This window comes from Mycobacterium sp. SMC-4 (assembly GCF_050205565.1).
In the GTDB taxonomy this organism is placed as follows: domain Bacteria; phylum Actinomycetota; class Actinomycetes; order Mycobacteriales; family Mycobacteriaceae; genus Mycobacterium.
Genome location: NZ_JBNMQU010000003.1, coordinates 167,301 through 188,985 on the forward strand (window position 1 = coordinate 167,301; position 21,685 = coordinate 188,985).

26 protein-coding genes and 1 tRNA gene are annotated in these 21,685 nt (G+C 67.5%); 18 read left to right on the top strand and 9 right to left on the bottom strand.

Annotation, left to right across the window (positions count from 1 at the left end; all coding sequences use genetic code 11):
- Positions 1 to 22 precede the first annotated feature (22 nt).
- The 8 genes from rpmF (at position 23) to ACQI46_RS07610 (ending at position 6,684) form a co-directional block, all read left to right on the top strand.
- The gene (gene rpmF / locus ACQI46_RS07575; protein ID WP_370489932.1) at positions 23 to 196 is read left to right on the top strand and encodes a 50S ribosomal protein L32; all 174 of its coding nucleotides are present in this window, start codon (positions 23 to 25) and stop codon (positions 194 to 196) included.
- Positions 197 to 267: 71 nt separating this feature from the next.
- Positions 268 to 957 carry a response regulator transcription factor gene (locus ACQI46_RS07580; RefSeq protein ID WP_427093357.1) on the top strand — a complete coding sequence of 230 codons (690 nt, stop codon included), beginning with the start codon at positions 268 to 270 and terminating at the stop codon, positions 955 to 957.
- Positions 957 to 2,414, top strand: coding sequence for an ATP-binding protein (locus ACQI46_RS07585; RefSeq protein ID WP_427093358.1), 1,458 nt, complete (start codon positions 957 to 959; stop codon positions 2,412 to 2,414). Before ACQI46_RS07580 ends, ACQI46_RS07585 begins: the two co-directional genes overlap by 1 nt.
- A 163-nt stretch (positions 2,415 to 2,577) precedes the next feature.
- Entirely contained in the window at positions 2,578 to 3,933 is a 1,356-nt protein-coding gene (locus ACQI46_RS07590; RefSeq protein ID WP_427093359.1) for a S1C family serine protease, read from the top strand.
- 77 nt (positions 3,934 to 4,010) lie between these two features.
- Positions 4,011 to 4,508: a MogA/MoaB family molybdenum cofactor biosynthesis protein gene (locus tag ACQI46_RS07595; RefSeq protein ID WP_427093360.1), complete on the top strand. Its 498-nt coding sequence runs from the start codon at positions 4,011 to 4,013 to the stop codon at positions 4,506 to 4,508.
- A gap of 99 nt (positions 4,509 to 4,607) precedes the next feature.
- Positions 4,608 to 4,766, top strand: coding sequence for a hypothetical protein (locus ACQI46_RS07600; protein ID WP_427093361.1), 159 nt, complete (start codon positions 4,608 to 4,610; stop codon positions 4,764 to 4,766).
- Between the two features lie 394 nt (positions 4,767 to 5,160).
- Positions 5,161 to 5,811: an MspA family porin gene (locus ACQI46_RS07605; protein ID WP_427093362.1), complete on the top strand. Its 651-nt coding sequence runs from the start codon at positions 5,161 to 5,163 to the stop codon at positions 5,809 to 5,811.
- A 222-nt stretch (positions 5,812 to 6,033) separates the two neighbouring features.
- The gene (locus tag ACQI46_RS07610) at positions 6,034 to 6,684 is read left to right on the top strand and encodes an MspA family porin (protein ID WP_427093363.1); all 651 of its coding nucleotides are present in this window, start codon (positions 6,034 to 6,036) and stop codon (positions 6,682 to 6,684) included.
- A 66-nt stretch (positions 6,685 to 6,750) separates the two neighbouring features.
- On the opposite strand, the gene mscL is transcribed toward ACQI46_RS07610, so the two are convergent.
- On the bottom strand, positions 6,751 to 7,185 hold the full coding sequence (gene mscL, locus ACQI46_RS07615; protein WP_427093364.1) for a large-conductance mechanosensitive channel protein MscL: 435 nt from the start codon (positions 7,183 to 7,185) through the stop codon (positions 6,751 to 6,753).
- Positions 7,186 to 7,903: 718 nt separating this feature from the next.
- Between mscL and ACQI46_RS07620 the strand changes: the two genes are divergently transcribed.
- Complete coding sequence (locus ACQI46_RS07620; RefSeq protein WP_427093365.1) at positions 7,904 to 8,323, top strand: hypothetical protein; 420 nt, start codon at positions 7,904 to 7,906, stop codon at positions 8,321 to 8,323.
- 49 nt (positions 8,324 to 8,372) lie between these two features.
- Here ACQI46_RS07620 and ACQI46_RS07625 read toward each other — a convergent pair whose 3' ends face one another.
- The 3 genes from ACQI46_RS07625 to ACQI46_RS07635 form a co-directional block, all read right to left on the bottom strand.
- On the bottom strand, positions 8,373 to 9,029 hold the full coding sequence (locus tag ACQI46_RS07625) for an SAF domain-containing protein (protein ID WP_427093366.1): 657 nt from the start codon (positions 9,027 to 9,029) through the stop codon (positions 8,373 to 8,375).
- Between the two features lie 61 nt (positions 9,030 to 9,090).
- Positions 9,091 to 9,429 (bottom strand): FmdB family zinc ribbon protein, encoded by a 339-nt coding sequence (locus tag ACQI46_RS07630; protein ID WP_427093367.1) that lies wholly within the window; start codon positions 9,427 to 9,429, stop codon positions 9,091 to 9,093.
- Between the two features lie 73 nt (positions 9,430 to 9,502).
- Entirely contained in the window at positions 9,503 to 10,093 is a 591-nt protein-coding gene (locus tag ACQI46_RS07635; RefSeq protein WP_427093368.1) for a 5-formyltetrahydrofolate cyclo-ligase, read from the bottom strand.
- Positions 10,094 to 10,158: 65 nt separating this feature from the next.
- Here ACQI46_RS07635 and ACQI46_RS07640 point away from each other — a divergent pair, with 65 nt between their 5' ends.
- The 6 genes from ACQI46_RS07640 (at position 10,159) to ACQI46_RS07665 (ending at position 15,863) form a co-directional block, all read left to right on the top strand.
- Positions 10,159 to 11,082, top strand: coding sequence for a UTP--glucose-1-phosphate uridylyltransferase (locus ACQI46_RS07640; protein ID WP_427093369.1), 924 nt, complete (start codon positions 10,159 to 10,161; stop codon positions 11,080 to 11,082).
- A 60-nt stretch (positions 11,083 to 11,142) separates the two neighbouring features.
- Positions 11,143 to 12,420, top strand: a complete 1,278-nt coding sequence (glp, locus tag ACQI46_RS07645) for a gephyrin-like molybdotransferase Glp (RefSeq protein WP_427093370.1) — start codon at positions 11,143 to 11,145, stop codon at positions 12,418 to 12,420.
- A gap of 6 nt (positions 12,421 to 12,426) precedes the next feature.
- Complete coding sequence (locus tag ACQI46_RS07650) at positions 12,427 to 13,080, top strand: GNAT family N-acetyltransferase (RefSeq protein WP_427093371.1); 654 nt, start codon at positions 12,427 to 12,429, stop codon at positions 13,078 to 13,080.
- 153 nt (positions 13,081 to 13,233) lie between these two features.
- Complete coding sequence (gene sepX / locus ACQI46_RS07655) at positions 13,234 to 14,235, top strand: divisome protein SepX/GlpR (protein ID WP_427093372.1); 1,002 nt, start codon at positions 13,234 to 13,236, stop codon at positions 14,233 to 14,235.
- 53 nt (positions 14,236 to 14,288) lie between these two features.
- Positions 14,289 to 14,361, top strand: a tRNA-Ala gene (locus ACQI46_RS07660).
- A gap of 203 nt (positions 14,362 to 14,564) precedes the next feature.
- Positions 14,565 to 15,863, top strand: a complete 1,299-nt coding sequence (locus ACQI46_RS07665) for an EAL domain-containing protein (RefSeq protein ID WP_427093373.1) — start codon at positions 14,565 to 14,567, stop codon at positions 15,861 to 15,863.
- A 1-nt stretch (position 15,864) separates the two neighbouring features.
- On the opposite strand, the gene ACQI46_RS07670 is transcribed toward ACQI46_RS07665, so the two are convergent.
- The 4 genes from ACQI46_RS07670 to ACQI46_RS07685 all read right to left on the bottom strand — a co-directional run bounded on the left by ACQI46_RS07670 (position 15,865) and on the right by ACQI46_RS07685 (position 18,430).
- Positions 15,865 to 16,284 (bottom strand): DUF5313 domain-containing protein, encoded by a 420-nt coding sequence (locus ACQI46_RS07670; protein WP_427093374.1) that lies wholly within the window; start codon positions 16,282 to 16,284, stop codon positions 15,865 to 15,867.
- 26 nt (positions 16,285 to 16,310) lie between these two features.
- Positions 16,311 to 16,784, bottom strand: coding sequence for a MarR family winged helix-turn-helix transcriptional regulator (locus ACQI46_RS07675; protein WP_427093375.1), 474 nt, complete (start codon positions 16,782 to 16,784; stop codon positions 16,311 to 16,313).
- A gap of 55 nt (positions 16,785 to 16,839) precedes the next feature.
- On the bottom strand, positions 16,840 to 17,265 hold the full coding sequence (locus tag ACQI46_RS07680) for a cupin domain-containing protein (protein ID WP_427093376.1): 426 nt from the start codon (positions 17,263 to 17,265) through the stop codon (positions 16,840 to 16,842).
- 79 nt (positions 17,266 to 17,344) lie between these two features.
- Entirely contained in the window at positions 17,345 to 18,430 is a 1,086-nt protein-coding gene (locus ACQI46_RS07685; RefSeq protein ID WP_427093377.1) for a diguanylate cyclase domain-containing protein, read from the bottom strand.
- Positions 18,431 to 18,556: 126 nt separating this feature from the next.
- On the opposite strand from ACQI46_RS07685, the gene ACQI46_RS07690 reads away from it, so the two are divergent.
- Positions 18,557 to 19,555, top strand: a complete 999-nt coding sequence (locus ACQI46_RS07690) for a GNAT family N-acetyltransferase (RefSeq protein WP_427093378.1) — start codon at positions 18,557 to 18,559, stop codon at positions 19,553 to 19,555.
- A gap of 9 nt (positions 19,556 to 19,564) precedes the next feature.
- Here ACQI46_RS07690 and ACQI46_RS07695 read toward each other — a convergent pair whose 3' ends face one another.
- Complete coding sequence (locus ACQI46_RS07695; RefSeq protein WP_427093379.1) at positions 19,565 to 20,260, bottom strand: LpqN/LpqT family lipoprotein; 696 nt, start codon at positions 20,258 to 20,260, stop codon at positions 19,565 to 19,567.
- Positions 20,261 to 20,351: 91 nt separating this feature from the next.
- On the opposite strand from ACQI46_RS07695, the gene ACQI46_RS07700 reads away from it, so the two are divergent.
- Together ACQI46_RS07700 and ACQI46_RS07705 are read left to right on the top strand one after the other, a co-directional pair.
- On the top strand, positions 20,352 to 20,990 hold the full coding sequence (locus ACQI46_RS07700) for a DUF5642 family protein (RefSeq protein ID WP_427093380.1): 639 nt from the start codon (positions 20,352 to 20,354) through the stop codon (positions 20,988 to 20,990).
- Between the two features lie 28 nt (positions 20,991 to 21,018).
- Positions 21,019 to 21,684: a DUF5642 family protein gene (locus tag ACQI46_RS07705; RefSeq protein WP_427093381.1), complete on the top strand. Its 666-nt coding sequence runs from the start codon at positions 21,019 to 21,021 to the stop codon at positions 21,682 to 21,684.
- Position 21,685 lies beyond the last annotated feature (1 nt).

The following is a 21,685-nucleotide window of genomic DNA, read 5'->3' on the forward strand; positions in this document are numbered from 1 at the left end:
CCCCGAACGATGGAGCTCGATCATGGCTGTGCCCAAGCGCAGGATGTCGCGCGCGAACACCCGTAGCCGGCGCGCGCAGTGGAAAGCCACCAAAACCGACCTCGTCGGCGTCACCGTCGCAGGTCAGCAGCACAAGGTGCCGCGTCGCCTGCTCAAGGCCGCACGCCTGGGTCTGATCGACCTCGATCGTCGCTGACGTCCTGAAAGGCGCCGCTCCCGCGGCGCGCCTCTCAGGTCACTCTCAGTCGCGGGGACAAGACTGTGCCAGTGCGCATACTTGTCGTAGACGATGACCGCGCGGTTCGTGAGTCACTCCGGCGCTCCCTGACGTTCAACGGGTACTCGGTTGAACTCGCTCAGGACGGGCGGGAGGCGCTCGACGCAATCGCCAGCAACCGCCCCGACGCTGTCGTCCTGGACGTGATGATGCCCCGGCTCGATGGCCTGGAGGTGTGCCGACAACTTCGCAGCACGGGCGACGATCTGCCCATCCTGGTGCTGACCGCCCGCGACTCCGTCTCCGAGCGGGTCGCCGGACTGGACGCCGGGGCAGACGACTACCTGCCCAAGCCGTTCGCCCTCGAGGAATTGCTGGCGCGGATGCGCGCGCTGCTGCGTCGCACCACCCCCGACGACGGCTCGGGCGAATCGGCCGCGATGACGTTCTCGGACCTGTCACTGGATCCCGTCACCCGCGAGGTCACCCGAGGGGACCGGCAGATCAGCCTGACCCGCACCGAGTTCTCGCTGCTGGAGATGCTGATCGCCAACCCGCGCCGCGTCCTGACCCGCAGCCGCATCCTCGAAGAGGTGTGGGGCTTCGACTTCCCGACCTCGGGCAATGCCCTCGAGGTGTACGTCGGCTATCTGCGCCGCAAGACCGAGGCGGAAGGAGAGCCGCGGCTGATCCACACCGTGCGCGGAGTGGGTTACGTGCTGCGCGAAACCCCGCCCTGATGAACTACGGCCCTCACCAGCCCTGGCCGCTTCGGCCGCCCGCGCCTCCGACCGCGAGTTCCCTGTCCGTCCGGTGGCGGGTGATGCTGCTGGCGATGTCGATGGTGCTGATCTCCGTCGTTCTGATGGCCGTGGCGGTGTACGCGGTGGTTTCCCGCGCGCTCTACGACGACATCGACGATCAACTGCGCACCCGGGCGCAACTGCTGATCGAGAGTGGTTCGCTGTTCGCCGACCCGGCCAAGGCCATCGAAGGCACCGCATTCTCCGACGTCAACGCCATCTACTACGTACCGGGCCGAGTCAAGTACACCTACCAGCAGGCAGGTCAGACGCTGCCCGTCGGAGGTCCCGAACGCGACGTGATGGAGGGCAAGCTCCTGATGTCGCTGCGCACGGTCAGTCAGCAGCGGGTGCTGGCGGTGCACATACCGGAGACTGGTTCCTCTCTGTTGCTGTCCAAGAGCCTGGGGCCGACGGGGCTGGTCCTGCGGCGGCTGGTCAGCGTGTTGCTCATAGTCACGGGGCTGGGCGTGGCCGTCGCCGCGATCGCCGGAGGTATGGTCGCGCGCGCAGCGCTGCGGCCGGTGGCGCGGCTGACCGAGGCCGCCGAACGCGTGGCGCGAACCAGCGACCTGCGCCCGATCCCGGTTTTCGGCAGCGACGAGTTGGCCCGCATGACCGAGACGTTCAACCGGATGCTGGGGGCGTTGGCCGAATCACGCGAGCGCCAATCGCGTCTGGTGGCCGACGCCGGCCACGAACTGCGCACGCCGCTGACGTCGCTGCGCACCAACGTCGAGCTGCTGATGGCATCCCAGAAGCCGGGCGCGCCCCGGATTCCCGACGACGAGATGGCCGAGCTGCAGGCCGACGTGATCGCCCAGATCGAGGAACTGTCGACGCTCGTCGGTGACCTGGTGGACCTCACCCGTGACGACGCCGGGGGCGTGGTCCACGAGACCGTCGAGATGGCCGATGTGATCGAGCGGTCGTTGGAACGAGTTCGCCGTCGTCGCAACGACATCGAATTCGACGTCGCCACGGTGCCGTGGCAGGTCTACGGTGACGCGGCCGGCCTCGCGCGCGCCGTGCTGAACCTGCTCGACAACGCGGCGAAGTGGAGTCCGCCGGACGGCCGCGTGCAGGTTCGACTGACCCAGGTGGACCCGCTGCGCGCCGAGCTCGTGGTCGCTGACATGGGTCCCGGAATTCCGCCTCAGGAACGTCATTTGGTGTTCGAGCGGTTCTATCGCGCGACGGCGGCCCGTGCGATGCCCGGATCGGGTCTGGGGCTGGCGATCGTGAAACAGGTCGTCACCCGTCACGGCGGCACCGTCTACGTCACCGACACCGTGCTCGGTGGCCAACCACCGGGCACGTCGATGCATGTGCTGTTGCCGGGCCGTCCGTCGGCACCCCGGTCCGATGTCGAGGCAAACGGCGACACGCGGTAGCCGATCTCGGCGCTGATGCGTGACACGAGCGCGATGGTGACGCACAGTTTGCGGGTATACCGACCTACCTCTAAGGGGATTCTCAGTCCCGCTGGGCACCCTGAAGCAGAACCGATCGTTGTACGAAGCGACACGAACCTCACTCAGGAGAGCATCGCAGCAAATGACCAACCACCCGAGGTACTCGCCGATCCCGCCGCAGGGTCACCAATCCGGCATGCCCGGGGGACAAGTCGACCCGCAACGCTCCGGCGCCTACGACTATCAGGGCTACGACTGGCGGTACGCGACCGAGCAACAGCGCCAAGCATTTCGACCGTCGTATGACCCGTATCCGGGCGCACCGATGCCGCAGGGCCCGGGTCAGTACCCGGGGCCGGGCGCGCCCGGCGGTACCTCGCCGCAATCCCGAAAGCGTTCGCGCGCAGGGGCACTCGCTGTCGGTGCGACCGTACTGGCGTTGTTGTCCGCGGGCGTCGGCGGCGGCGTTGCGATGCTCGTGCACCCAGATCACAACGGTGGCGGCGGCATCAGCGCGCTGGGTGCCGCGCCCAGCCGACCCGCGGCCGCAATCCCGGCCGGGTCGGTGGAGCAGGTGGCCGCGAAGGTGGTGCCCAGTGTGGTCAAGCTCGAGGTGCAGCAGGGCCGCTCCGCCGAGGAGGGCTCGGGCGTGATCCTGTCGTCGGATGGGTTGATCCTGACCAACAACCACGTCGTTGCCGCGGCGGCCGATTCGGCCGGACCCGGCGGTCGCGCCGTCACCAAGGTGACTTTCGCCGACGGAAAGAGCACCCAGTTCACCGTCGTGGGCACCGATCCGGGCAGCGACATCGCGGTGGTCCGAGCACGCAATGTCTCCGATCTGACGCCGATCACCATCGGGTCCTCGGCCGATCTACGGGTGGGCCAGGACGTCGTCGCCATCGGGTCACCCCTGGGGCTGGAGGGCACCGTCACGACGGGCATCATCAGCGCCCTGAACCGCCCGGTCGCCGCCGGCGGGGACGCCCGCAACCAGAACACGGTCCTCGACGCCATCCAGACCGACGCAGCCATCAACCCGGGCAACTCCGGTGGCGCGCTGGTCAACATGAACGGCGAACTGGTCGGCGTGAACTCCGCGATCGCCACCCTGGGCGCCAACGCCGGGGGCAGCCCGCAGGGCGGCTCGATCGGCCTCGGCTTCGCCATCCCGGTCGATCAGGCCAAGCGCATCGCCGACGAACTGATCCAGAGCGGGAGCGCATCGCGCGCGTCGCTGGGCGTACAGGTCGGCAACGACCCCGAAGTGGACGGCGCGAAGATCGTCGAGGTCGATGCCGGCGGTGCAGCCGCCGCGGCAGGGTTGCCCGGCAACGTCGTGGTGACCCGGCTCGACGACCGCGTCATCAGCAGCGCCGACGCGTTGGTGGCCGCGGTGCGCTCGAAGGCGCCCGGCGACACGGTCACGCTCACCTTCGTGGACCCCAACGGCAAGGAACAGACGGTGCAGGTCACCCTCGGTAAGGCAGCGCAGTGACGTCCACGCATGAGCAGCCGCAAGCCAGCCTGCGTCTGGCTGTTCCCACTCCGGTCCCGACATATACGGTTGAGCTCATGGAACAGCCGCATGCTTTGGTGGGCCGCGCCCTGGTCGTGGTCGTCGACGACCGGACCGCTCATGGCGATGAGGAGGACCACAGCGGTCCCGTGGTCACCGAGCTACTGGGCGAGGCCGGATTCGTCGTCGACGGTGTCGTGGTGGTGTCCTCCGATGAGGTGGAGATCCGCAATGCCCTCAACACCGCGGTCATCGGCGGTGTGGATCTCGTGGTCTCGGTCGGCGGCACCGGCGTGACCCCGCGCGACGTGACCCCCGAGGCCACGCGCGATCTACTGGACCGCGAACTGCTCGGGATCGCTGAGGCGCTGCGTGCGTCCGCGTTGTCCGCCGGCATCGGTGACGCCGGTGTCTCCCGCGGCCTCGCAGGTATCTCGGGCAGCACGCTCGTCGTGAACCTGGCGGGTTCGCGCCCGGCCGTGCGCGACGGAATGGCGACGCTCGGCCCGCTCGCCGCTCAGGTGATCGGCCAGTTGTCGAGCCTGGAAATTTGACACTTTCTGTCTTTTCAAACTTCCCTGACCTGCAACGTTAAGTTCAGGTGAACAACCGCCCCGCCTCTCGAGTGATCTTGATCACAAGACGGAGGACCGTTGGCCGAGAGCCGTAAACCTTCCAAGGAAGATCTGGACAAGATCTTCGGCACCGCGCTGCCCGACACCACGGCCGACGAACGCGATCCTGCCGCGGCCGGCGGTGACTCCGCCCACGATCGGTGGCTGCGCGACAACGTCCCACCGCACCACGACTGACCTGTGGTTTCGAGTCGGGCAATTCACACCCGGCCCAGTTGTAACGCCCCTCACACCGGTTGCGAAGTACTCACTGCGGGGCCAGTGCGGCGACGAAAACACTCCATCTCCCCGCCGTCGCAGCGAAGGGGGTCGGCTGTCATCGACATCAGTGGACCATCGGCGCGAGGCCTGGCGTGAGCCTCTCGACTTCGGCGCTCGCGTTGCCGGTCCGAAGCCCCACCGTTATGTTCCTCGTGTCAAAACGATGAGTGATTCGTAAGACTCAGATGTGGAGTTTCTAATTCTCTTCACATGTGGCTCTTGCGAAGTGTGTGGTGGAGCGGTAAGCCAGGCACGAACAAAACCACCGGTGGCCCATCCGGGGCGCCTTCGGATCACTAAAGGGAGAGCAGTGAAAGCTATCAGTCGGGTGCTGGTCGCGGTGGTGGCGTCCATCGCGGCTTTGTTCGTCAGCACTGGCACTTCGAACGCCGGCTTGGACAACGAGCTGAGCCTGGTCGACGGCCAGGGGCGGACGTTGACGATCCAGCAGTGGGACACCTTCCTCAACGGTGTGTTCCCGCTCGACCGCAACCGCCTGACGCGCGAGTGGTTCCACTCGGGCAAGGCGACCTACATCGTCGCCGGTGAGGGTGCCGACGAGTTCGAGGGCACCCTCGAGCTGGGCTACCAGGTCGGCTTCCCGTGGTCGCTGGGTGTGGGCATCAACTTCAGCTACACCACCCCGAACATCGCCTTCGACGGTCTGCAGGGTGTCGGTTTCTTCGACACCACCTTCGGTAACGAGTTCTCCGGCATCGTGACCCCGCCGCTGTTCCCGGGTGTGTCGATCAGCGCCGACCTGGGCAACGGCCCGGGCATCCAGGAAGTCGCGACGTTCTCGGTGGACGTTGCGGGCCCGGGTGGATCGGTCGCGGTGTCGAACGCTCATGGCACGGTCACCGGTGCTGCCGGTGGTGTGCTGCTGCGTCCGTTCGCCCGGTTGGTGTCCTCGGCCGGTGACAGCGTCACCACCTACGGCGCCCCCTGGAACATGAACTGACCTCGATCAACGCGTGGGCCCCGGCGAAAGTCGGGGCCCACGTGCACAACTGAATAGCCGAGACGCTGTCTCACGAGTGGCTTAACGAGCGGGGGTGGCTGGCCCGCCCTGTTACCGCCCCGATATGTTGCTCGTGTTTATAGAGTCTTCGGAGGATCGGTAAGCCAGGCACGAACAACGATCGGCAGTCCACCCGGACCGCCGGCTGAAGCTAGGGAGAAAATGAAAACAATCAGTCGGGTATTGATCGCGATGGTGGCGTCGATCGCGGCTTTGTTCGTCAGCACTGGCACTTCGAACGCCGGCTTGGACAACGAGCTGAGCCTGGTCGACGGCCAGGGGCGGACGTTGACGATCCAGCAGTGGGACACCTTCCTCAACGGTGTGTTCCCGCTCGACCGCAACCGCCTGACGCGCGAGTGGTTCCACTCGGGCAAGGCGACCTACATCGTCGCCGGTGAGGGTGCCGACGAGTTCGAGGGCACCCTCGAGCTGGGCTACCAGGTCGGCTTCCCGTGGTCGCTGGGTGTGGGCATCAACTTCAGCTACACCACCCCGAACATCGCCTTCGACGGTCTGCAGGGTGTCGGTTTCTTCGACACCACCTTCGGTAACGAGTTCTCCGGCATCGTGACCCCGCCGCTGTTCCCGGGTGTGTCGATCAGCGCCGACCTGGGCAACGGCCCGGGCATCCAGGAAGTCGCGACGTTCTCGGTGGATGTCGAGGGTCCGGGTGGATCGGTCGCGGTGTCGAACGCTCATGGCACGGTCACCGGTGCTGCCGGTGGTGTGCTGCTGCGTCCGTTCGCCCGGTTGGTGTCCTCGGCCGGTGACAGCGTCACCACCTACGGCGAGCCCTGGAACATGAACTGACCTGAAGTCTCGGTACGACATCGGCCCCCGGCGAACCGCCGGGGGCCGATCTCGTTTCCCGCCCGTTCACTCGCCCTTGTGGGAATCCTTTTCCTTGACGCCGTGCCTTCCCGCACCGGAGGTGTCGGCCTCGGCCTTGAGAAGGTCGCGGATCTCGGTCAGCAGCGTCAGTTCGGTCTCTGTGCTCGCAACTTTCTTGTCGCGTTCCTTCAGCTTCTTGAAAGGCACCACGATGATGAAGTAGATGACCGCGGCCACGATCAAGAAATTGATTGCTGCGGACAGCACGGCGTTCAGGTCGACAAATTGATCACCGCCCAGCGGAATGCGGAGAATTCCGTATTCGGCTTCGGGGCCGGCTCCGATGCGGTCGACGAGTGGCTGAATGACATTTTCGGTGAATGCCGTCACCAGTCCTGTGAACGCGGCACCGATCACGACGGCGACGGCCAGATCGATCACGTTCCCACGGGCGATGAAGTCTTTGAACCCTTTCAGCATTGCGTCCGTCCTTCCTGGAAGTCGAGCCCCGGCAGGGTGACCCGGTGGCCTGGACAAACGGTAACCGCAGATGCGGTGAGAACGGTCGTACCTCGAGAAATGCAGTCAGGTCGGGTCACCGGGCGCGGTCGCGGTGTGCGGGCCGCGGCGGCGCTTCCCGGAATCGAATTCACCGCAAATCGGGTGGAAAAGTGTTGCCGTGAAAGGGCTTCGGAGGGGGCGGCCGCAGCGCGCGGTGCGCGCGTGCCAGTGCCGTGGCCCTCGGATGGCACTGGGGGTGACTCGCGTCTGCGCAGGGGGGCGGACGGTCCAGACAACTGCGGCTCCGCCCGTCCCCGGTGCACCGGGGACCGGTGTGACGTCGTGGTGCCCGCGGACGGGGATCCGCCATCCGCGGTGCGGCGGCAGGAGCGCCACGGCATGTGCGACGGGGTGGATGTCATCGAGAGCCATTCCGAAATCCAAGGCTCGCGCTGTCGGAACCTTCGGCGGAAAATGATGACCGCTGTCATGAAGATTGGGGCAATTTCTGGTGAGCCGAGCGCGCTGCTGCGAGGAACGAAAAGCGCCCTCGATTCTTCGTTGATTGGATAATCAGGTGTTAGCTATCTTGTCCGGAGACAGCAGTGCGAGGTGTGCGTTCTGCTGGTAATCTTCTTTCAGCTTGACCACACCTATCAATCGCTGGACTACATCCGTCACAGAAAGAAGCAGGCGCATGGCCGCAGATGCCCGCACCGCCACTCGCAAAACGCGACTCGGTGTTCTTGGAGTTGGCGCTCTCGCCCTCACCACAGCCGCCCTGACGTTTGGTGCGGGGACCGCCGGAGCAGAGCCGAACGACCCGGCGCACCAGGAGTTCTCGCCCGACGGCCAGGTGCGTTCGTCGCAGGCCGCCAGCGTGGCCGGCAGCGAACCCTGTGTGCCCAGCGCGGGAACATCCGGCGGAGACGTGCGCGTCTCGGAGATCGGCACGCCGAAGCAGCACGCGCAGGAAGCCGGTCCCTCGTGGGTCGGTTCCGACGGTTGGCAGGCGCAGGGAATCTCCCGCACCAACCCGTGGGGCGGCGCGTTCGATCCGCGCAACACCCCGACGGGCCCGAAGTGCAGCCCGGTTTCGACCCGAGGCTTCCACTAGAGCTTTCGAAAACAGCCCCCGGCGTTCGCGCCGGGGGCTGTTTTGTCTGTCAGTGCAAGGTCACCGTGACCGCCTGAACCAGGGTGGCTCCGGCGACGACCCGGGCGGCCGCTGCCGGGAGTGCGACCAGCACCACCCGGTCACCCCCGCGTGCCGCGAGTCCGCCGGCCTCTTCGGACACCAGGACCACCACGGCGTCGGTGGCGATCAGCCGCGCATCGGTGTCGGCATCGGCGGACGCCGGAGCTGCCACGATGTCGACGACGTCACCGACTCGGATCAGGTCGACCACGGCTGCGTCGGCCAGCGGTAGCGGCACGATGCGGGCGCCGGGCCCGGCCGACGACTCGGCCAGCCGAGAACTCAGGAGCCGGACATCGGTCACGATCTCACCGCGGCGCGCCGGACCGGCCAGGGTGGTGCCGACGACCAGCTCGAGGTCGCTCTGCGCGCCTGCCGGAAGCTCACTGGCCCTTCGGGTTTCGAGACGGACGTCGTCACCGGTCAGTTCGACGCCGGGGGCGAGATCGGCCGTGGCGACCACAACCTCGGTGTGGTCGGCGTGTGGGTCGTCGCGCCACGCCGCCACCGCCGCCAGCACCACCAACACAGCGGCCAGTGCGCGGCGCGCCGCATGTGTGCGCGACCAGTCCGGCCGAAGTGCGGTCAGGCGGTGCAGAGCCGACGGGTTCAGTGAATCCCCCATGCGGCCACGCTAAAGGCGCGGCACGGGCGCGACAGCTCCGAGTCGAGCGGCTGTGGATAACTCAGCTCGCCGCGGCGGCGGCGGGCGCCGACGTGCTGCCCGAGGAGCTCGACGACGAATCCGACGAAGACGACGACGATGAAGACGATGAAGACGACGAGGCCGAGGAGTCCGACGCCGACGAAGACGAGGAGCCGGAGCTACCGCTGGAGCTCTTGGTGGACTCGCGGCTGTCGGTGCGATAGAAACCGCTGCCCTTGAACACGACCCCCACCTTGCCGAACACCTTGCGCAACCTGCCGTGGCACTGCGGGCACTCGGTCAGCGAATCGTCGGTGAATGCCTGCACCACGTCGAACTTGTTGCTGCATTCGGTGCACGCATACGAATAGGTAGGCACAGATACCTCCGAGGTGGTCAAAAGTGATTAGCACTCTACCGGCTCAAGTGCTAGAACCGCCAGTTGCCGATGGTCATTCCCGCCCGGCCAGGGCGACCAAACCCCGACCCGGGGTCAGCGCGTGCGTCATCGGCACGTCGTGGTCCTCGGACGGGAGTTCCTCGACCACCTCGTCGTCGCGGACCACGGCGACCAGTCGCGCCGCGGGAGCGGCGAGTCCGAGCGTGCGGTCGTAGAAGCCGGCGCCCCGTCCGAGGCGGGTGCCGCGCCGGTCGACGGCCAGTGCCGGGACGAGCACCGTGGCGGCCAGCGCGACGTCCTCGGCCGGTGACCACGGGGGCGCGGGCTCGCGCAGCCCGAATGGTGCGTCGACCAGCGCGCCCGGTCGGTAGCGTCCCCAGCGCAGCGGTTGTGCGGTGCCGTCGATGTCGTTGCGCGCCACCGGAAGCAGGACCACCACTCCGCGTGCGTCGAGTGCGTCCAGCGCTGCCGCCGACCCGGGTTCGCTGCCCACGGGGACATAGGCGCACACCGTGGAACCGGACGGGATCAGCGCCTCGAGATGACGGGCGACGGCGGCGGCCTCCGCGCGCCGTCGTTGCTCAGTCAACGACCTCCGCGCGGCGAGAATTGTGCTGCGCACCTGTGTTTTCGTGGCTGGCACCGGGAATCCCCCCGCAGGGTGGGTAAGCCGAGAACAACGGACACCGAAAGGTTAATGTGTGAACGATGAGCCGGTCTGATGCCCCTACGCCATACACCGCTGTCGTGCCCGCAGCCGGTCTGGGAACGCGGTTTCTGCCTGCCACCAAGACGGTGCCCAAAGAGCTGCTGCCGGTGGTCGACACTCCGGGGATCGAACTGGTCGCTGCCGAGGCCGCCGAGGCCGGCGCCGGTCGGCTGATCATCATCACCTCGGAGGGCAAGGACGGCGTCGTCGCGCATTTCGTCGAGGACCTCGTGCTGGAAGGCACGCTGGAAGCGCGCGGCAAGAAGTCGATGTTGGAGAAGGTGCGCCGCGCGCCCGCACTGATCAAGGTCGAGTCGGTCGTGCAGGCCGAACCGCTCGGTCTGGGACACGCCGTCGGCTGTGTCGAGGACAGCCTGGCGCCGGACGAAGACGCCATCGCCGTGCTGCTGCCCGACGACCTGGTGCTTCCGACGGGTGTTCTGGAGACCATGGCCAAGGTGCGCGCCAAGCGTGGCGGGTCGGTGCTGTGTGCGATCGAGGTGGAGCCGGAGAAGATCAGCGCGTACGGCGTGTTCGACGTCGAATCCGTGCCCGACGCCGAGAACCCCAACGTGCTCAAGGTCAAGGGCATGGTGGAGAAGCCCAAGGCCGAAGATGCGCCCTCGCCGTATGCGGCGGCCGGCCGCTATGTGCTCGACCGTGCGATTTTCGATGCGCTGCGGCGTATTCCGCGCGGAGCCGGTGGCGAGCTGCAGCTGACCGATGCGATCGCGCTGCTGATCGAAGAAGGACATCCGGTGCATGTGGTGGTCCATCGCGGATCTCGACACGACCTGGGAAATCCCGGCGGCTACCTGAAGGCTGCGGTTGACTTTGCGTTGGAGCGGGACGACTACGGCCCCGAGCTGCGCAATTGGTTGGTCGAGAGGCTGGGACTCGCTTCCGAGACGACCGAACACTAGCGAGCGCATCGCATCGACAGCCGGTCGTCGCCGGCGGGTCTGACGGGAGAAAGGCGTGTCTTGCGTTCGGTGGAGGAGCAGCAGGCTCGGGTGGTAGCGGCCGCGGTCGCCCCGCGTCCGGTGCGGGTGGCGATCGCCGAAGCCCAAGGGTTGATGTGCGCCGAAGAAGTGGTCACCGAACGCCCCCTGCCGGGCTTCGACCAGGCGGCCATCGACGGCTACGCCGTGCGCAGCGTCGACGTGCTCGGTACTGCCGGCGGTGAGGACGATGACGACGATCGCGAGGACGGCGAGGAGCCGGGCGATCGGGAGATCAGTCTGCCGGTGATGGGTCTGATCGAGGCCGGGGCGCGCACGCCCAGTCGGCTGCAGCCGCGCCAGGCGGCGCGAGTGCAGACCGGCGCCCCGATGCCGACCTTGGCCGACGCGGTGCTTCCGCTGCGTTGGACCGACGGCGGAGAATCCCGGGTGCGGGTCCTGCGTGGGGTTCGGTCCGGGGCCTACGTCCGTCGCACCGGCGATGACGTGCAACCCGGTGACGTGGCGGTGCGTGCCGGCGCCATCATCGGCGCCGCTCAGGTCGGGTTGCTCGCGGCGGTCGGCCGGGAGAGGGTGCTGGTCCATCCGCGGCCGCGGCTGTCGGTGATGTCGGTGGGCGGGGAACTCGTCGACATCTCGAGGACCCCGGGCAACGGGCAGGTCTACGACGTCAACTCCTATGCGCTGGCCGCGGCGGGTCGGGACGCGGGCGCGGAGGTCAACCGGGTCGGGATCGTCCCCACCGATCCGAAGCTGCTGCGCGAGGTGGTCGAAGGCCAGCTCAACCGCGCCGAAGTCGTGGTGATCGCCGGAGCCGTCGGGGGCGCGGCTGCCGAGGGGGTGCGCGCGGTGCTGTCCGAACTCGGTGAGATGGAGGTCGCGCGGATCGCGATGCACCCGGGCTCGGTGCAGGGGTTCGGGCAACTGGGGCCCGATCGGGTGCCGGTGTTCCTGCTGCCGGCCAACCCGGTCAGCGCTCTGGTGGTGTTCGAGGTGATGGTGCGTCCGTTGATCAGGCTCTCGCTGGGCAAGCGGCAGCCGATGCGGCGGATCGTGCGGGCGCGGGCCCTGTCACCGATCGGATCGGTTCCGGGTCGGAAGGGCTACCTGCGCGGCCAGTTGATGCGCGATCAGGACACCGGCGAGTATCTGGTGCAGGCACTCGGCGCAGCGCCGGGAGCCTCGCATCTGCTCGCGACGCTGGCTGAGGCGAACTGCCTGGTGATCGTTCCCAGTGAGGCAGAACAGATTCGGACCGGCGAACTGGTCGATGTCGCTTTCCTGGCGCAGCGCGGCTGACCGACGGTGAATCTCCTGACCCCACGTTCCCAGCACCCTGGGTGGCCCATGGTGGTCGGGCCGCTGCGCGTGCGCGCGGGTGTGGTGCGGTTGCGTCCGGTGCGGTTGCGCGACGCGGCGCAGTGGAGCCGGATCAGGTTGGCCGATCGCCGGCACCTGGAACCGTGGGAACCGTCGACTGAACTGAATTGGGAAGTGCGGCACTCTGTTTCGGCGTGGCCATCGGTGTGTTCGGGACTTCGGGCGGAGGCCCGGAAAGGGCGGATGCTGCCCTATGCCATCGAGTTGGACGGTGAGTTCGCCGGCCAGCTCACCATCGGCAACGTGACCCACGGCGCGCTGCGGTCGGCCTGGATCGGTTATTGGGTGGCCAGCGCGAACACCGGCGGCGGGGTCGCGACCGCGGCCCTGGCGCTCGGGCTGGACCACTGCTTCGGCCCGGTGATGCTGCATCGCGTGGAAGCGACGGTCCGTCCGGAGAACGCGGCCAGTCGGGCAGTGCTGGGAAAGGCCGGGTTCCGCGAGGAAGGTCTGCTCAAGCGCTACCTCGACGTCGACGGTGCGTGGCGGGACCACTTGCTGGTCGCGCTGACGATCGAGGAAGTCAACGGCTCGGTGACCTCGACGTTGGTCCGCGCCGGGCACGCCTCCTGGGCGTGACGGAAGCGTTGCCCGCTTCTACTGTTGCACATGTGACACAAGTGACGATTGGTGCTTGTCTGAGATGAATTACAGGTGTGTAATTGTCTCGGCGCGCCGCCCACGGATGCGCTGGTCACACGACCTAGCCTGACGGGGAAAGGAGCAGGCGCCATGCCAAGCATCCCCCAATCTCTTCTCTGGATCTCGCTCGTCGTGCTCTGGCTTTTCGTGCTGGTGCCGATGCTGATCAGCAAGCGCGAGGCGGTGCGACGTACCAGCGACGTTGCACTGGCCACCCGTGTGCTCAACAGCGCCTCCAGTGCTCGGCTGCGGCGGCGAGGGCCGGCGGCGGGCCATCGCAGCGACCCGGACTGGCAACCGACCGAGACCGACTACGACGACACGGCCGACGTCGCCGCCGAGGCCGCTCCCGGTCGGACGATGGTCAAGGCCGCCGCCGAGCGCGTCACCGGCGACGACGAGCCCGACTACCTGGACGTCGACGTCGTCGAAGACTCGAGCGCCCTGCCCCTCGGCGCGTCCGTCGTGGGCGGCGAGTCTGCCGAGGCGGTGAGCGCGATCGCCGAGGAGCCGGTCGAACCGGCCCAGCCCGTGGAGGCCGTCGAAACCGCAGTCCAGAGCGACGAGGACCGCGCCGACGACGAGTACGAGTACGTCGAGGATTCGGCCGACACCGAGGAAGCCGAGGACGCCGACCTGCGCATCGCGGAACCGGTCGGCGCGTCCCGTCGTCGCCGCCGCGAATCCGACACCGCCGCCGTGGTGGCGGCGCGCAAGTACCGGTTCCGCACCCGCACGCTGACGGTGATGGCCGTTCTGGTGTTGACCAGCGCGGTCGCCGCGCTGACCTGGTCCTCGTCGATGTGGTGGGTGTGCGGCGTCGTCGGTGCCGTCACGGCGCTGTATCTGGCCTACCTGCGACGCCAGACCCGCATCGAGGAGCAACTGCGGCGTCGGCGCGCGCAGCGGATGGCGCGTTCGCGCCTCGGCGTGGAGAACACCAGCGACCGCGAGTTCGACGTGGTCCCCTCCAGGCTGCGGCGCCCCGGCGCCGCGGTGTTGGAGATCGACGACGAAGACCCCGAGTTCGAGCATCTCGAGTACGTCGCGTTCGCCCGCCACTACGACCTGCCGCGGGCGGCCGGCCAGTAGTCACCTCACGATTTCTGCCGGTGCGCGCAGACTGATAACCTGTACCGGCACTAGGGGCTATGGCGCAGTTGGTAGCGCGACTCGTTCGCATCGAGTAGGTCAGGGGTTCGATTCCCCTTAGCTCCACAGAGTTTGAACAGTGGGCCTCCCGGCGGCCCCGCGCCGCGCGCAGCAAATGTGACGATGTGCCGAATCAGACGTCTCGGCGCTTCGGTCTCACTACGATGCGGCCTATGAGGTGGGGGGAACGATCGCCGTTCGGTGGGCGGGATCCGGCCCGGCGGACTGTGGCAACGAGCGCCGGCGTGCGGTAGCGGCGCGGTGCCCGAATGAAGAATCTGGTGGGCGAGCTGATCGCCTCTGTCGACCCCCTGTCACTCATGCACAGAATCGTCGAGCAGGTGTGTGCTCGCATGCCGACGGCCACCGGAGCGTCGGTGTGCCTGCTCGATGCGCGCGGCAATGTCGAAGTCCTGGCCACACACGGCTCGGCCGCACCGGTGAAAGGACGCATCACTCCCGCTGGACAGACGTTCCAGAGCTACCCCCTGAAGTCGTGCCGACCCGAAATCGTCAACGATGCCCTCATCGATCCCCGGCTACCGCCCGAAGTGCGGGACCTCAGCACCAGACTGGGCGCGCGCAGCTGTCTGTCCATCCCGTTGATCGACAATGGACGAGCGATCGGGACACTGTCGCTGATCGCCGAGGCGCCCTACGCATTCAGCGATCGCGACGTGGCCCGGGTCTCCTCGATCACCGAGTTCCTGGGGGTGTTGATCAGCTCGACTTCGGAGTTGGCCCGCCTGCTGCGGGACCTACTCGAACCGACGAAGTCTTCGACGGAAACGGATTCGGCGGCATACCTTCTCGCTTCTGTCGTGTTGCCGGAACTGACCCAGAACGACGAACTGCGTGGCGAAGTGGATCGGCTGATCGTCGATGACGGCGTGCATGCGGTGTTCCAGCCCATCGTGGATCTCGCCACCCGCCACGTGGTGGGCTTCGAAGGCCTGTGTCGTTTTCCGAGTGATGAGGCCAAGGGTCCCGATGAATGGATCAGGTCGGCGCACCGCGTCGGTCGCGGAAGTCAGTTGGAGCTCAAGGCGCTTCGAACTGTGCTCGCCGCAGCGCGCTCCATTCCGGAGAGGTACTACGTCGCAGTGAATCTGAGTCCGCGCGTCATCGCCGACGTCATGATTCAGTGCGAGCTGCGTTCTGTGCAGCGTGATCTGGTGGTCGAGCTGACCGAACACGACCCCGCGCCCGACCTCCTCAAGGCGAGCCTGGAACCTCTGCGCGCCAACGGTATCCGGTTGGCGGTCGACGATGCGGGCTCGGGCTTCGCGGGGCTGGCCACCATTCTGCGCTTGAGTCCGGACATGATAAAGCTGGACCGCGAACTCATCGCCGGCCTGGAGTCCGATCCGGCGAAGCGGGCTCTGGCCACCGCGTTGGCGCACTTCGCGCGGGAGACCAACGCGGTCGCCGTCGCCGAAGGCATCGAGAACGAACGGCAGGCACAGGTGCTCCACGAACTCGGCATCCGGTACGGGCAGGGCTTCTTCCTGGGGATGCCGCAGACCGTCTGCGAACTGCTGCCGCCGATGGGGGGTAGTCCGCAGTAGGTCAGAACGGACTGCTGTTGGACTGGTAGCGGGCCTCTTCCGGGCGCGGGCCGTACTTGCGGATGTAGTCCTCGTGCATGCGGGCCTGCTTCTTGCGTTTGATCACGTCGACCAGGTTGGGATCGAGGCCGTGCTGCGCCAGCCGGTGTCGGCGCCACACCTTGTTCAGTGCGATCGCCATCAGGATGGCCCAGACGTAGATCGGCGCAGTCATTTCCAGGCGCATGTAGAAGGGGACGGGGATGAGCCAGAACGGCGCCAGGATCAAGGCCGGCGGGATCGAGTAGCGGATCATGTGCCGGCGGATCGCGCCCTGGCCCGCGAGGTCTTCGGCCACCCAGCGGTTCATCGACTCCGGCAGTCGTCGTCCGTAGCAGTACGTGAGGTACTGCCATAGGGTCGGTTTGGCGGCGGTGGTCATTACGACTCCTTGGTTCTCGTGGACGGCTAGAGCGCTCCGGCGGCCAGCGCGGCCTGGTTGACGCGGGTGAGCACCTGATGCAGTTGCTCGAGTTCCTCGATGTCGACGCCCAGGCGCGCGGTGACCGCGGCCGGGATGTCGAGTGCGCGCTCGCGCAGCGCGACGCCGGCGTCGGTCAGGCGCACCTCTGTTGCGCGTTCGTCGGTGACGCTGCGGGACCGGGTGAGCAGGCCCAGGGCCTCCAAGCGCTTGAGCATCGGCGACAGCGTCGCCGAGTCGAGCTGCAGCAGCCCGGCGATCTGCTTGACCGACAGCGCGGTGGCCCGGCTCTGGCGGTGGTGGTCCCACAACGCCAGCATCACCAGGTACTGCGGATGGGTCAGACCGAGAGGCTCCAGCAGCGGTCGGTAGACCGCCAGCACCGCGCGATTGGTGACCGCCAGCGCGAAGCAGACCTGGCGTTCGAGCGTGAGGGGGTCAGCCTGAGGAACCACAGACATGGTTCCATAGTGCCCGATTAGTTAGCGTCCTAACAATATCGGTTGGCTCACACCGTCACTCCGGGGACGGTGTACCGATCAGCACCGCGCTGAGTCGGCATCCCTGCGGCCCGGCCCGCCAGGCGTGGTCCACCCCGGTCAGGACGACCAGGTCGCCTTGAGCCAGCGCATGTGCGCCGTCGTCGAGAATCAACTCGACGGTGCCCGACAGCACCGTCTCCAGATCGACGGTGTCGGTGTGATGCATCGGCGTCTCCGAGTCGGGACCCAGCTCGACGACCATCCACCGGGCCAGACCCGGCGCGATGCCCTGGTCGATCAGCGGTGCCGATCCGGTCGGTCGAGGTGGCGGGGGACTGGTCGTCGTCGCGTACGGCACTCCCATCGCGAAGCCGGGTGCGAGTTCGTCGAGCGTCAGTTCGCTGTCGCTCACGACGCACGACCTGCCCTCGGCGTCGGTTCCGGTGATCAACGTGCGCACGGCGTTCCTTTCGCTGAAAGGTAGGGGTCACCGACGATCATCCGGTACGGGCGACCGGGCGCGCCTGCCGGGTGCGCGCCTAGGACGCGGGCTCCGGCGACGGCCACGAACCGTGGTGGTGACACTGGTTGCCGCCCAGACGTTTCGCGGTGTACATCGCGACGTCGGCCGCAGCGACGAGATGGTCGACCAACGATTCGACCGGCCAGCGGGTGGTGGTGTCCAACGGGGCGTACACGGTGCCGACGCTCGCCGTGACGCCGGCGGGCAGGGCGGCGACGGCGTCGCAGACGTCTTGGAAGTCCGCGGTTCTGTGGGGCGCGGATACGACATCGGCGATCAGGAACTCTTCACCGCCACTGCGCGCGACGACCGCGCTCGCCGAGACGTTGCCGCGCAACGCATCCGCCACAGCGACGAGTGCGTGGTCGCCGGCGATGTGGCCGTGGGTGTCGTTGAGCGATTTGAAGTCGTCCAGATCGATCAGTGCGACGACCAGGTAGCGGTCGTCGGCGTGACGGTGCGCGATCAGATCGGAGGTCTGCTTGCGGAACGCGCGCCGGTTGAGCAGCCCGGTCAGCGGATCGAGCTGCGCGTACTTCAAGTCGACTTCCAGCGCGCGCAACAACAGATGGGTGGCCAGCGGCATGACGATGTTGATCTGCAACACGAGGAACAGGTCGACGGCGGCCAGCGCGGCGCGCCCCTGGGCTGCGATCTCCAGCGCGTTGACGCCTCCGACCACCGCAGCCACGGTGAAATTGGCCAATACCAGCCGGGTCGAGTGGAAGAACGCCAGAAAGGCGCCGTTGGTCGCGAACGCGATGCAGCCGAGCAGCGCCGCCAGCGGATCGGGATAGGCCAGACAGATGGCCGCGATCGACGCCGAGGTCAGCGTGGCGAACATGCGGGACTGCCGGTGCGTCGGCCACCGCCAGACCCACAGCGCCGCCCCGACGACGCCCCCTCCGAAGGCGAACCACATGATGGCCAGTCGCAAAGCGCCGCGCGGCGCCTCGAGATCCCCGATGAGGACCACAACGGAGGCCGCCATCGCCAGTGTGATGCCGGCCAGCACCATCCGCACGGTCGACTTGGCGCCCCGTGCATGGAGGTAATCGCTGAACCACTCGTAGTGTTCGGCGTGTCGGTGGCTGCTCGGCATCTGGTCCCGTCGCGAGGTTCTTCTGCTGTAGCAAATCAGATACCCAGGACCGGTGAACACACGGAATCAGTGACGGACCACCGCGATTGCTTGCCGGGCTTCGGCGAGCGGTCGTAGCCTCGTGAAATGTCGCGCCCGACGGCCGCGTGCGCCGAAGACCTCGCGCATCTCGCGGTGTTCGCCGGGGTGCCGGTCGCAGCGCTGGCGCCACTGGCCGCCCGACTGCGGCCGTTGTCGGCGTCGCCCGGCCAGGTGCTGATGCAGCAGGGCGAACTCGCGGTGTCGTTCCTGCTCATCGAGTCCGGTCACGCCGAGGTGACGCACGTCGGCCAGGACGGCCACGACACGGTCGTCGCAATCGGACCCGGCCTGATCGTCGGCGAGATCGCGCTGTTTCGCGACGCGCCGCGCACCGCGACCGTGGTGGCTACCGATGCGTTGTCCGGCTGGGTCGGCGGGCGCGAGGCTTTTTCGACGATGCTGGAGGTGCCCGGCATGGTGGATCGGCTGGTGCGCACGGCGCGTCAGCGGGTCGCCGCGTTCATCACCCCGGTGCCGGTGCGGATGCGCGACGGCACCGAGTTGTTTCTGCGGCCGGTTCTGCCCGGCGACGTGGAGCGCACCGCCGACAGTCGCGTCGAGTTCTCGACCGACACGATCTACAAGCGGTTCCAGTCCGTCCGCAAGCCGACGAAATCCCTGATGACCTACCTGTTCGAAGTGGACTATCTCGAGCATTTCGTGTTCGTGCTGACCGACGGAGTGGACGGGCCGGTGGTGGCCGACGCGCGGTTCGTGCGTGATCCCGCGGACCATTCCGAAGCCGAGGTGGCGTTCATCGTGGGCGACGCGTTTCAGGGACGCGGCATCGGCACGTTCTTGATGTGGGCGCTGTCGGTGGCCGCCCGTGACGACGGCGTGCGCCGCTTCACCGCACGGGTCCTCGCCGACAATCAACCCATGCGGGCAATCCTCGACCGGTTCGGCGCGACATGGCATCGCGACGATCTCGGAGTCGTCGTGACCACCGTCGACGTTCCGAAGGCCGGTGATCTGCCGCTGCCGGCCGAACTGGTCCGGGAGATCCGCAGTATGGCCCGTCAGGCGATCCGCGCGGTCGGCTGACGACGCCCGTCAGACGATGATCCGCGTCTCTTTGTCGATTGCGCTGGTGGCGTCCATCAGCGGCACGGCCTGATCTTCGTTGCCTTCGGCCTCGATCTGCAGCACGAACAATCCGTCCTGCCCGGGAATGGCCACCGTCTTCTGGGCGATCATGTGCGGAAGCCCTTCGCGGACGTAGATGCCGCCGATCGTCACCGACTCGAAGCCGCTGAGGTTGCCGCGTTGCCCTGCGTCGGGTCCCTGGAACTCGGGCAGCGTGCGCAGGTGTGCGGGCGCGTACTCGAGGACCTTGGCCGGGTCGACGTTGCCGGTCAGCTGGAAGACCCGGGTGACGATCGTCGCCGGTTCGGCCGACAGGGCGGGATCTCCGGTGAACGCGAGCGCGCTGTAGGCCCCTTCCGGGGCATCGGCTCCCATATCCGTCCAGCCCGGCGGGGTCGGCAGTTCGATGGTCGGGGCACCCGGATCACCGGGGGTCACCGGGGTGCGGACCAGGTTGTTCTCGGCGATGTAGTCGTCGAGGGTGATGCCGGCGGCGGCGTCCTCCTCGCCGGTGGTGGGCGCCTCGGTCGGTGTCGACTCTGTCGTCGCCGTCGGCGACGATGTCGTTTCCGTTGATTCGCCGGCTGAGCCGCAGGCTGCCAGGCCGATTCCGAGCGCGACCGCGGCGATGCCGACGATACCGGCTCGCATGGGGTTGGTCATGTCGTCTCCTGTCCGCCGGGCTCCGGGGTGTGTGCGCAACGAAGGCCGGGTCGAACCGCAGCATATCGGTCGCCGTGATATCAAGACCCACGTGAGGTGGCTCGCCGGGTGCGCACTGGCAGTGTTGTGCGTGGCCTGCGGGACGAATCCGCCGCAGGAACCCGAGCCGTCGACGTCGGCGTCGCTGCGTCCGGTCGACCCGGCCCGGATCGATCGGGCCCGCGGACACGTCCCCGATGGTTACGAGGTGGCCGCCTACCACGGTGCGCCGTCCCCGATTGCGTTGTGGGGCTTGGGCGATCCCGTCACCGCGGATCCACCGGAGTGTCTTGCGTCGGCGGCCCCGGCCGTGGACCCGGTGACGACCCGTGGCTGGTCGGCGTCGGGCCCGGGCGGCATCATCTATGCAGTGGTGACCGCGGCCGACGCACCACCCGATGTGGACTGCTCGAGGTGGCAATTGGCCTCGCCGCGCAGTACCGCGACGGTCGCGGCCGTTCCGGCCCCGGCTCTGGTCTCGGCGCGCACTGACGGAATGAGTGCGGAGGTGCGCACCGTCGTCGAGGGCGGCACCGAAACGCACACGCACGCCGACACATTCGTGGCGTACCTGGACGGCTATCTGTGTCTGGTCGCGGTGGTCACCGACCCGGGTGCGACCCATCCGCCGCTGACGAACGAATTCGCCGCTGATCTGCTCACCGAAACGGTGGCGGCGTTACGCGGTTGACGCGTGCCGCCCGGGTACATTGGCGCCGATGTTCATCCGGGTCGAGGTACTGGCGGCACTGACGGCATGTGGGTTGCTGGTCGCGTGCCAGTCCGACCGGGCGCCGGACCTGTCGCAGGCCGACATCACGAAGGTCGCCGAACTGCAGGCGAATTTCGGTGCGCCGTTCACCACCAGCTCGGTCGGTCCCGCCGCCGTCGACCCGCGCCTGCTGGCGCCGCAGACCCTGCCCCCGGGGTTGACCTTCGATCCTCAGGACTGCGCGTCCAGCGCCGGCCAACAGTCGGTGCCCGAAGGAACGAAGGGCAACATGGCCGCCGTCACCGCCGAAGGCGACGGCGTGCGCTACATCGTGATCGCGGTCGAGACGTCGGCGCCGGTACCGGTCCACGAACCCAGCGAACACTGCCGCAAAGTCGCGTTCAGCGGCGCAGGGATGCGCGGCCTGGTCGAAGTCGTCGAGGCGCCGCAGATCGCCCACGCCCACACTGTCGGCACCCACCGCGTCCTGCAGACCACGACACCCCAGGGGCCGCGCACCGGCGAGCTGTACAACTACGTCGCCAAGTTCGGGAACTTCATCGTGATCGTCACTGCGAACCCACTGGTGGTGGCCGACAAACCCGTGGCCAAAGTCGACACCGGCCGCGCCCGCGAACTGGTCACCCAGGCCGTCGATTTGGTGTCGGGCTGAC